The organism is Streptomyces sp. NPDC001156 (genome assembly GCF_053598275.1).
Window position 1 is genome coordinate 1 of record NZ_JBSFJX010000265.1, and the last position, 9,728, is coordinate 9,728.

The 9,728-nt window shown below is 68.1% G+C and carries 10 protein-coding genes and 2 pseudogenes; 5 read left to right on the forward strand and 7 right to left on the reverse strand.

Annotation, left to right across the window (positions count from 1 at the left end; genetic code table 11):
• Positions 1 to 492: 492 nt before the first annotated feature.
• Complete coding sequence (locus tag ACWDA7_RS46505; protein ID WP_450613451.1) at positions 493 to 1,338, reverse strand: TnsA-like heteromeric transposase endonuclease subunit; 846 nt, start codon at positions 1,336 to 1,338, stop codon at positions 493 to 495.
• A gap of 250 nt (positions 1,339 to 1,588) precedes the next feature.
• Between ACWDA7_RS46505 and ACWDA7_RS46510 the strand changes: the two genes are divergently transcribed.
• Complete coding sequence (locus ACWDA7_RS46510; protein ID WP_450613453.1) at positions 1,589 to 1,765, forward strand: hypothetical protein; 177 nt, start codon at positions 1,589 to 1,591, stop codon at positions 1,763 to 1,765.
• A 68-nt stretch (positions 1,766 to 1,833) separates the two neighbouring features.
• Here the strand turns inward: ACWDA7_RS46510 and ACWDA7_RS46515 are convergent, their stop codons facing one another.
• The 6 genes and pseudogenes from ACWDA7_RS46515 to ACWDA7_RS46540 form a co-directional block, all read right to left on the reverse strand.
• Positions 1,834 to 2,292 carry a carboxymuconolactone decarboxylase family protein gene (locus ACWDA7_RS46515; protein ID WP_450613454.1) on the reverse strand — a complete coding sequence of 153 codons (459 nt, stop codon included), beginning with the start codon at positions 2,290 to 2,292 and terminating at the stop codon, positions 1,834 to 1,836.
• A 122-nt stretch (positions 2,293 to 2,414) separates the two neighbouring features.
• Positions 2,415 to 2,888, reverse strand: coding sequence for a cupin domain-containing protein (locus ACWDA7_RS46520; protein WP_450613466.1), 474 nt, complete (start codon positions 2,886 to 2,888; stop codon positions 2,415 to 2,417).
• A 23-nt stretch (positions 2,889 to 2,911) separates the two neighbouring features.
• Positions 2,912 to 3,701 (reverse strand): annotated as a pseudogene (locus ACWDA7_RS46525) (NADP-dependent oxidoreductase).
• Positions 3,702 to 3,881: 180 nt separating this feature from the next.
• On the reverse strand, positions 3,882 to 4,661 hold the full coding sequence (locus ACWDA7_RS46530; RefSeq protein WP_450613456.1) for a sigma factor-like helix-turn-helix DNA-binding protein: 780 nt from the start codon (positions 4,659 to 4,661) through the stop codon (positions 3,882 to 3,884).
• On the reverse strand, positions 4,568 to 6,196 hold the full coding sequence (locus ACWDA7_RS46535) for an MFS transporter (RefSeq protein WP_450613458.1): 1,629 nt from the start codon (positions 6,194 to 6,196) through the stop codon (positions 4,568 to 4,570). The genes ACWDA7_RS46530 and ACWDA7_RS46535 overlap by 94 nt, the downstream gene beginning before the upstream one ends.
• 29 nt (positions 6,197 to 6,225) lie before the next feature.
• Positions 6,226 to 6,864 (reverse strand): HD domain-containing protein, encoded by a 639-nt coding sequence (locus ACWDA7_RS46540; protein WP_450613460.1) that lies wholly within the window; start codon positions 6,862 to 6,864, stop codon positions 6,226 to 6,228.
• Between the two features lie 137 nt (positions 6,865 to 7,001).
• Between ACWDA7_RS46540 and ACWDA7_RS46545 the strand changes: the two genes are divergently transcribed.
• The 4 genes and pseudogenes from ACWDA7_RS46545 (at position 7,002) to ACWDA7_RS46560 (ending at position 9,248) form a co-directional block, all read left to right on the forward strand.
• Positions 7,002 to 7,979 carry a GlxA family transcriptional regulator gene (locus tag ACWDA7_RS46545; RefSeq protein WP_450613468.1) on the forward strand — a complete coding sequence of 326 codons (978 nt, stop codon included), beginning with the start codon at positions 7,002 to 7,004 and terminating at the stop codon, positions 7,977 to 7,979.
• Positions 7,980 to 7,989: 10 nt separating this feature from the next.
• Positions 7,990 to 8,327, forward strand: a pseudogene (locus tag ACWDA7_RS46550) (transposase); the annotation flags it as partial.
• Positions 8,328 to 8,628: 301 nt separating this feature from the next.
• Positions 8,629 to 8,871: an antitoxin MazE7 gene (locus tag ACWDA7_RS46555; RefSeq protein ID WP_450613462.1), complete on the forward strand. Its 243-nt coding sequence runs from the start codon at positions 8,629 to 8,631 to the stop codon at positions 8,869 to 8,871.
• A gap of 2 nt (positions 8,872 to 8,873) precedes the next feature.
• On the forward strand, positions 8,874 to 9,248 hold the full coding sequence (locus ACWDA7_RS46560; RefSeq protein ID WP_450613464.1) for a toxin Doc: 375 nt from the start codon (positions 8,874 to 8,876) through the stop codon (positions 9,246 to 9,248).
• The last annotated feature ends 480 nt before the right edge of the window (positions 9,249 to 9,728 follow it).

The window sequence follows — 9,728 nt, forward strand, 5'->3', positions numbered from 1 at the left end:
ACGTAACACCTGCTCGTCGTCCGGCGTGAGGGCCTTGAGGCGGGTGCGGATCGCCACGCCGGACGGGCCGACGGCCACGAAGGGGGCAGCGATCGGACGCAGCGCCTCACCACGCATCGATCTGCCCCCTCCCCCACACGTGATCAGCAACAGGAAGAACGGTATCGGCGGGCACTGACAGTGCCCGCCATGCGCCGTGCGCGCTGCACCACCACGAACCAGTACATGCTCGTGCACACTCACACACACTCCTGCACATCCGAAACCGAACAGCTCCCAACCCCTTCAACTCGGCCGCTTTCGCCCGCCGCCGCTCGGTCAGCGCCGTCGACTGCGGGGCGTACTCCGCCCGCGGTCCATCGGGCCGGGCCCAAAACCGACTGCCGCTGCGATAACCGGTCTCCACTTCGAGCAGATGCGCCTGCCGGATCTCGGCCCGCGTCAGGTCATGATCTTGCAGATCCTCGCTTCGCGGCCGCTGGCGCCCCTCGGTCATCGCCGCCTCCCCACCGGGTAGATCCACGCGGCATCCCCCAGCGGCTGAGCAAGGTCCACCGCCATCTGACGGTGGCAGAGGAGATGAACGGCGTGCGCGCGGGCAACGGCCGGCAGCGACGTGGCATCCACCAGCTCCCCGAACCGTCGAGGCCGCTCCTGAACCAGCTCCAGAAGCTCGCCATGCAGGCCGAGGCGGTCGGCCATCGGCCGACGCCGGGCGGACAGCGCATCCAGCCCGGCAGCGACATGACGGCGCCAGCCAGTCACCACCACGTAGCGCCATCCGGCCGCGGCCGCCGCCCGCTGCGCCGCTGCGAACTTCACGGCATCCTCATCCTTGATCAAATGAGCGGACCGGACGTCGACCAGCACCGCCGTCCCCGGCAGCAGCAGCAGGAAGTCCGGCGTGTGATCCTCACTGCCGTCGGCGGTGGCAAACCGCAGCCTGAAGGGCTGGGAGAGCACCTCATCGACCTCACCCGTGAAATCCAAGGTCAGCAGCAGACGGCGCTCGGCCAGGCTCTCGAAACCATGCATCCGGCCCGTGACCACGAGGTACTGCAACCCCGGGCGGTGCCTCTGGCGTGCTCGCCAGGTGAACTGACGTACCGGCGCCGAAGCCAGCGCGGGAAAGCCCGCCAGATCCTGGACCGGACAGATCACCTCAGCCTCAGACGCCTTCCACAACGCTGTCCATCGCCGCCCCCAGCCCGAGCCCGTATCCAGACGAGCAGCCGCCTCGGCATCGACGGCGTAGCAGGTGGCGAGGTCATCCAGAGTGCAGCTATGCGACCACACCGGTGCCGACTCCAAAGCAGCCGTACGAACGGAAGTCTTCATGCACCCAGCACAGCCCGAGACAGCAGCATCCAACTACACCGCTCACGGGCCAGGTGAAGCGCTCGTGAGCCCTGTGATTGGCCCGTCTGAGCGGTGCTGTTGGCCTGCTGCGTGCGACTTTGCGAGTTGGGGACACTTGGTCGACCTAACTGCCACTCAGAGTGAGAGCGCCTGTGGCCGGTGATCGGCTGGGCCTCTGTGCGCCAGTGGGAACGGAAACCACGTTCGACTACCACTGCTCAGGGATCGGATGGCCCGGCGCGGCCTGACCGACCCGTTCTGGTCCAACGTCAACCGGTACGGCGCCTTCTGCCTCTGCATGGGCAAGCGGCTCGACCTGGCTCCCCTGGCGTTCGCCGCGCGGTACGCCGGCGGACGCCTCCGCGCTTGTGTGGGCCGGGGCAGCTCGCAAAAGCTGCCCGAGTGATTCCACCATCACCTTCACGACGGTGGAGGCTTCGGCTGCCCGCACCACCGCCGGTGTCACCGTCGAGGTCAGCTGCCGACGGGGTACCGGCTGGTGATCGCGACGCGGTTGAAAGCGTTCATCACGGTTGCCAGCCAAGCGATGGCAGAGACCTGGTCTGCGGTGAGTACGGCCGCGGCGGCGTTGAAGTCCTCGTCGCTGACGTGTCCGTCCGGCACGCGTGTGATCGCCTCGGTCAGGCGGAGGGCGGCGCGGTCCGTCTCGGAGAAGTAGCCGGTCTCCGCCCAGGCGGGCAGCACGGCGATCCGGTCGGGGTTTTCGCCCTTCTTGAGGGCGTCACGGGTGTGCATGCGCAGGCAGAACGAGCAGCCGTTGATCTGGGAGGTGCGGATCCTCAGCAGTTCGACCAGGAGCGGGTCGAGGCCCGCTGCGGCGGCGGCCTCTTCCACCTGTGACGACAGGGCGATGAGGGTCTTGTAGGCGGCCGGGTGCTGCTCGCCGATGTTGACGCGCTGGGGGTCGGTCATGATTCCTTCGATCCGTTCGGGTGACCTGCGCCGCGCACTTGGCGTGCGTGGGGGGGCGGTCGAGTGGGTTTGGCAGGGGCCGAGTGGTGGGCGGGGCGGAGCCGCCCATTGCGTGCCCCGGGCTACGACGCCGGGTCGTCGACCTTGAGTTTTTCTCCGGTGTTGGAGACGAAGACGACCAGGAGCCTGGCCTGTTTGGTCGGGCTGGTGTTCTCGGTGAGGAGGTGGTGGGCACCCGGCGGCTCGACCCAGTTGTCGCCCTGGTGGTAGGTGCGCACGGGCTTGCCGGCGAGTTGGCTGCGCACGGTGCCTTCGAGGACGTAGGCGTAGACGAACGCCTGGCCGTGCCGGTGCGGCATCGCGCGTGCGTTGGGCGGGAAGTCGACGATCACCGAGGTGAACGTCTTGCCCTTCACATTCGGAAGGGCCTGCTGGAGCAGCGGCTTGAGGGTTTCGGTGGGGCGTGTCGATGCCATGGCCGCAGGCGATGCCACAGCCGCGGTCGTGCCCGTGGCGTGGGTGGGCTGGTCCGAGGTCGAGCAGGCCGTGGCCGCAGTCAGCGTGGCGACAGCCAGGAGGCCGGCGGCGATTTGCATTCTGATCACGATGGGTCTCCTGTTCAGTCTTCCGTGACGCGGATGATCGTCTTGCCCGGGGTGCGCTTGCCGGGGGCGAACGCGGAGGGTGCTTGGGCGAGTGGCCGCACATCGCCGACGACCGGTTTGAGGCGGCCGTCCCTCACCCGCGTGGCGAGATCGGCGAGCCGGGCGCGGTCGGGTTCGACGACGAAGAAGACCGCCCGCCCGTCCTTGGGCCGGACCTTGGGCGGCAGGACGATGCTGACCAGCGTGCCACCGGGGCGGACCAGGGCGGCCGAGCGGTCGAGGATGTCGCCGCCGATCACATCGAACACGACGTCGACGTCGCCAGCGTCCTCCAGCTTGTCGGTCTGCAGGTCGATGAAGGGTCTGGCCTGTGGTGAGGCGGCCGTGGTCGAACAGGCCCTGCCAGGCGGTCAGCCCGGAGATCGGCAGCGCGGCGGCCACGGTGTGGTCGACGTCCGCCGGCAGCGGGGCGAGGTTGCGGGCCTCCACCGCGGTGTACTCGGCGAGCGTGCCGTCACGGGTCCAGTCGGCCAGGCCGAACACCCGCTGTCCCACACTCAGGCCGGTGGTGCCGTACCCCAGCTCTGCGACTACACCGGACAGCTCGTGCCCGGGCACGCTCGGCGTCCGGTCGCGGCCGGCGCGATCGGTCCACGTGGCGGGCCAGTCCAGCTCGCCAGGGGTGAAGCCGGCGGCGTGCACCCGCACGATGACGTCGTTCTCGGCCGCATGGGGGTAGGGCATGTCCGTCATGGACATCCCGGCAACACCGGCGTCACGGTCTCGCACAGTGATGGCTTGCATATAGGTCCTTTACTGCGGAGGGGCGACCGGAGCGCACAGCCCGTTCGCGCGCAGGGCTCGCGGCTGCAGGTGGATGTATGCCGTGCCGCATGATCGATCTCACCTGCTCTGGCGTCTTCCTTCGTCGCCCGTTGTGCGTTCTCATCAGGGAGACGAGGTGGCCCCTGCGGGTGTGACAGCTCAGACGCGCGCGAGTTTTTCGGGATTGAGGACCCTGCGGTATGCGGTGATCAGGCCGTCTGTGATCTGGACCGTGTCGACGGAGTAGACCCGGCCTTCCCGGTGGAACACGAGGGCGAGCTCGCCGCCGACCTCGGCGAAGTCGATACGGTCGGGGCGCCACTGGCGCCCGGTACGCACCATGACCTCGGCGACGCGCTCGCCGCCGTGAATGAGCTTGCGTGCCGCCAAGACCTTGCCGCCGCCGTCGGTGACGTAGACCGCGTCCGGGTGCAGGAGCCTGACCAGGCCGGCCAGGTCCCCGGCCTCGTAGGCGGCGCGGAAGACCGTGAGGACCCGTTCGCGCTCCGCCTTCGACGCCTGCGGCGTGGACTGCTTCGCCTTGGCCACCCGCCGTCGTCCCCGCGAGGCGAGCTGCCGGGCGCCCGGCACGGAGACGTCCAGCACCTCGGCGATCCGGCCGAACTCAAGGCCGAAGACATCGTGCAGGACGAAGGCCACCCGCTCCGGCGGGCTCAGTTCTTCCATGATCAGGAGCATCGCCGAGCTGACGGACTCGTCGACGAGTACCGGCTGCGACGCGTCCGGCCCTGTCAGCAGCGGCTCCGGCAGCCACGGCCCGACATAGCTCTCCCGGCGGAAGCGGGCGCTCTTGAGGATGTCGTACGACCGTCGCGCGGCCACCGTCACCAGCCAGGCCCGCAGATCATCGATGTCCTGCAGATCCGCTCCGGCCGCCCGCAGCCACACGTCCTGGGTGACATCCTCGGCATCGGCCACAGTCCCCAGCAGCCGGTAGGCCACTCCGAAGACCGCGGGCCGGTGCCTCTCCCATTCGGCTCCGAGCGGGTCCTCCTGCTCAGACCGTCCGGGCCCGTGCCCGTCACCCATACGGATCGCAACCTCCTCCAGCCTGCGGATGCAGCGTAGCTATTTCGATCGGGATCTTCGAAGACAGCTCCGCGGAAGCGAGCCGACCCGCTCCGACACGGCAGCCGTAAGTCCTGATCAAGCTGCTTCGGGGATGGTGTCGGCGTGGGGCGTGCGGCGCGCTCAGCAGCGGGACGGTTCGCCGAGAGATCCGCTTTCCCGGCCCGTGCGATCGGATCGCCGGTGGGTCTGTGAGCGCGTGCTCGTCCGGCGTGGAAAGCCGCAGCCACGGACAGCGCCCCGACGAAGCCGACGTACAGATAGCCCGTGGTCTCCAGCCCCCATGAGGGCGCCGCGAGCCCGGCCGCGAGGGCCGGAAGACTCAACGCCGCATAGCTGATCACGTAGACGGCCGAAAAGACCTCCGACCGCGACTTCGCGGTGGTGACCGTGCTGATGGCGCGGAGGTTGCCGTTGAACGTCAGGCCGACGCCCAGCCCCGCGACGACCGATCCGCCGACGTATATAACCGGCGACACGTCAGCGATGGCCACCGCCAGTCCGGACGCACCCAGAGTCAGGAGAACCGCCCCCAGCAGGGTGGCGAGCCGTGCCGTATGCCGAACGGACCACAACCCGCCCACGCTGTTGGCCAGAAACAGCGCCGCGATGCTGAGCCCGCCCGCAGCACCGGACCGCACATGCAGGACATTGCTCACCAGGGACGGAGTGAGCGCGAGGAACAGACCCGTGACGGACCACCCCGCGACCAGGGCGGGAATGGAGGCGAAGAACTCCGGCCGGACGTCCCGGGGAACCCGGACTCTCGGTCGCAACGACGCCAGTCCCATCGCTCGCGGGACGAGTGTCTCAGGGATCATGAGGACGACCGCGGCCAGAACGACGAAGGTCAGCGTCAGGACGGGAAAGACATACGCATCGGGGCGTGAGGTCGACTGAACCAGCAGCCCCACCACTCCGGCGCCGGCGGCCATGCCGATACTCGTGCCCACCGCTGTCGTCGTGGGCCCCAGCTGCGGACGTCTCTTGGGTGAGAGCTCGACCAGTCCGGCGGCAAGACCGCCCGTGGCCGTCCCCGTGGCGATGCCCTGCACCACCCGGGCGGTCAGGAGGGGGACGACGCCGTCGGCCGTCCAGAAGATCGCCGTGCTGGTCGCCGCCACCAGAAGGGCGGCGACCAGCACCGGGCGGCGACCCAGCTGGTCGCTCAGCGATCCGACCGTCAGCAGGGCGCCGAGCAGACCCACGACATACACCGCGAAGATCACTGTCAGCATCGTGACTGACAAGCCCCAACGCTCCCGGTACAGCGGGTAGATCGGTGACGGTGCGCTTGCCGTGGCCATCATCACCACATTGGCGCAGGCCAGTACGGCGAAGGCCGCACCTCGCCCGAGACGGCGCCCGTCGTGAGGGCCACTCACACGTCTCATCACGTTTTATGGCGCCTTGATCAGCTCGGCCACGGAGCGCCTATGATGTGCTCGACCGTGGTTGTGCGCTGGAAGCCGGGAATGAAATGCTCCAGCACATCCGAATTCACGGTTCCGTTCGTGGTCTCCGGGCGGTGCTTGAGTCCCTCGACGAAGGCCTGCAAAAACTCGTTCTTGAAGTCACCCCGCGGATGGACGGCGGTGATCTCGTCCACCTGGCTGCGATCCAGCTCGTCCAGGCCCAGGCCGAGCACGTCGGTCAGAACCCCCAGATTCGTGATAGCGATCTCCGGGCCCATCCGCCCGGGAATTCCCGGGGTCGTGTGCAGCGCGATCGCCGTCCACACCACGTCGGCGGCCGCGGCCGGGAAACCGCTGTCGAGCATGAACTTACGTGCGTGGTCGGCTCCATCGACCTCGAAGCGCTGCTCAACGTCGGAAAACGGCGTCAAGAGGCCCGTGTCGTGAAACATGGCGGACAGGTAGAGAAGCTCCGGGTCGGGCTCCAGGCCGAGCCTGTGAGCGTGCATGGCGCCGAAGACGAAAACGCGCCGGGAGTGGTGGTAGATGAGGGGGCTGGTCATCTCCCGCATGAGGCGGGTGGCCTCGGCTACCGCCGCCGTTTCAGGAATCTCCACCCCCGCGATGATCTCGCTCATGACCTCTGCTCCTTCCGATATCGGTGTGTTACGAATGGACGGTGCGTCCGTCTTCCACCCTGCCGACCACCCGGCGTCCGGCGCTCCCTCGGTCCGGCCATGAGTCACCCGAATCCGGACAGGCGGGCAGCGGGGTTGTGGGCTCCGCCACGCATCGGGTCGCGATCCTCGTCTACGACGGGGTCAAACTCCTGGACGTCGGCGGCCCCGCGGAGGTATTCGGGGAAGCGAACCGGCTCGGTGCCGACTACACGACCGTGCTGGTGTCACCGACCGGTGCCGATGTCACCTCGTCCATCGGGATCCGGATCGCGGTCGACGCGGCCGCCACGGAACCTGCCCCTGACACGTTCCTGGTGGCCGGCGCAGACCTCTACCCGCGCACACCTGTGCCCCGTGATCTGATCGAGGCCACGCGAACGCTGGCGGGCCGGGCCGACCGGGTCGCGTCCATCTGCACCGGAGCATTCATCCTCGGCGCCGCCGACCTCCTGGACGGCAAGCGCGCGACCACGCACTGGAAGGTCGCGCACGAGCTCGCCGCCCGCTGCCGGGCCAGCCGCGTCGAACCCGACGCGATCTACGTCCGTGACGGCACCACCTACACCTCGGCAGGCGTGACCGCCGGAATCGACCTGGCACTGGCACTCGTCGAGGAGGATCACGGCCCTGATCTGACCCGCGACGTCGCCCGCGCCCTGGTGGTCTATCTGCAGCGTTCGGGCGGCCAGTCACAGTTCTCCGCCCCACTGCAAGGACCGCCGCCCCGGTCTCCGGCCCTCCGCAGAATCACCGACTTGATCACGGCGAATCCCGGGGGAAACCACTCACTCGGCGAACTCGCCAAGCACCTCAATGTGAGCCCTCGGCATCTCACGCGGCTCTTCAACGACGAGCTGTCCACCACGCCGGCCCGGTACGTGGAAATGATCCGGTTCGACTTGGCCAAAGCTCTACTCGACCAAGGGCATACCGCAACGCAGACGGCATCCCTTGCCGGATTCCCGAATTACGAGAGTATGCGGAGAGTTTTCGTGAGGAAATTGTCCCTCAGCCCCGCCGCCTATCAGCGACGCTTCAGCACAGCACGCCGAGCCAACGCGGAGGAGCAGTAACACCCCGACCGCCGAACTGGAACTGAGCCACCGCCAGCGGGCCCGCGCCGAGGACCGCATCCGCGCCGCCCGGGCCACCGGCCTGCGCGACCTGCCCCTGCACGACGCCGCGCAGAACCAGGTCTGGCTGGAGATCGTCCAGATCGCGCTGGACCTGCTGGCCTGGATACCGATGTTGGCGCTGACCGGCGCCGCACGCCGGTGGGAGCCCCGCCGTCTGCGACTGCGGTGTTCTCCGCCGCTGCCCAGTCGGTCACCACCGGCCGCCGCACCCAAACCCACTGGCCTTGGACCAACGTGATCACCAGTGCGCTCGCCCGGCTCGATACCCTCCCGAACCCTGGCTGACCAGCGGCGTCCTGTCCCTACGAGCAGCACACCCGGGAGCCGTGCAACCCGGCGCCCACCTAGCGCGACAGCCGGGCCACCAACCTGCCCACCCGCAGAAATCTCCTCTCTGAACGAGCAGAAAGGGTCCGTCAGCAAGCTGGCGGACCCTCATGCAAGATCGAGGCTAATGGCAGGGCCGCGGGCCAACAACAGCGCTCAGACGGGCCAACCACAGCGCTCGCGGGCCAGGTGAAGCGCTCAGTCTCACTTCCCCTGAAAATGGTATGCGTGTAGGTAGTCACGGATGCATACTGTGGGTATGGCCGATACCACAGTAAAGATCGACACCGAAACCCGGGACCGGTTCGCGGCCCTGGCCGCGGCCCGCGGCATGAGCGTGCGCGCCTATTTGGCCGAGCTGGCCATCGCTGAGGAGAACCAGGCCAAGCTGGGCAGTGCCACCGACGCGTTCCGCGCTGCAGTGACGCGACCTGGATTCGCCGAGGCGTTTGACCGCGACTTCGGCGGCCTGCCCGCCCCTGTCGCCCACCGGGCGGCCTGACGTTGGAACTGCTTATCGATATCCGATGGCTCCTCGACCGCCAAGAGGAGCTGCTGGGCAAGGATCTTGCTGTCATTGACTACTCGGCCCTGGTGGCCGCAGTGGCACGGCACCGGGTGAACACCCCGCAACTGCAGCAAAGTTCCCCGGACGCTTACTGGCGGGCAGCTGCACTGATGGAGCAGATCGTACTGCTGCGGCCCCTGCCGGCACGCAACGAGTTCTTCGCCTACGGGGTCGCCGTCGCTTACATCAAGGCCTCCGGGGAAGCTGTTGACGCCCCATACGAGCAATGGCGGGACTTGATCATCGACATTCGTGCCCTGCGGCTGACCGTCTACGACATCGCCGACCGTCTCCGGTCCTGGGGCGGCTGATGCACGCCGGTCAGGTGAGGCCACGGGCCCGGTCGAAAGACCGGGCCTCGTGCGTCTCGCTTGGGCGAGAACGTTCCGCGGCATCGGCTGCCGTGATCGGCGCTGGTGGATGGGCAAGGTGGGCCTGCTGCGTTCCCATGACTGATGGGACCAGGCGTCCTCACTCCGCCCGTCGACTCTCACGGCTGCCTGGTGAGCCCACCGCGAACGCACGATGTCTGACGATGCGGCAGGTTCGACACTGGCACCGGCAGATGGCCCGGGCTTTCAACTCGTCCGGCGTCGCCTACGCGTAAACCGCGAGACCTTGGGACTGACCTTCCCCTCGTAGCGTGGAGGTGTGACTGAAGGGGAAGTTGAGGGTCATGGGTGGGAAGCGACAGTCTACGACGCGCCGTTTCGTGAGGGTGCGGTACGGATCGTGATGGAGACCGGGAAACCGGCCGCGGAGGTTGCGCGGGACCTGGGCGTGCACGAGGG

Bases quoted from the DNA above. Each gene is read 5' to 3' on its own strand.
- ACWDA7_RS46520 (WP_450613466.1), bottom strand. From the start codon at position 2,888: ATGCAAATCGCCGCCGGCCTCCTGGCTGTCGCCACGCTGACTGCGGCC.
- ACWDA7_RS46515 (WP_450613454.1), bottom strand. From the start codon at position 2,292: ATGACCGACCCCCAGCGCGTCAACATCGGCGAGCAGCACCCGGCCGCC.
- ACWDA7_RS46540 (WP_450613460.1), bottom strand. From the start codon at position 6,864: ATGAGCGAGATCATCGCGGGGGTGGAGATTCCTGAAACGGCGGCGGTA.
- ACWDA7_RS46555 (WP_450613462.1), top strand. From the start codon at position 8,629: ATGGCCGATACCACAGTAAAGATCGACACCGAAACCCGGGACCGGTTC.
- ACWDA7_RS46510 (WP_450613453.1), top strand. From the start codon at position 1,589: ATGGCCCGGCGCGGCCTGACCGACCCGTTCTGGTCCAACGTCAACCGG.
- ACWDA7_RS46505 (WP_450613451.1), bottom strand. From the start codon at position 1,338: ATGAAGACTTCCGTTCGTACGGCTGCTTTGGAGTCGGCACCGGTGTGG.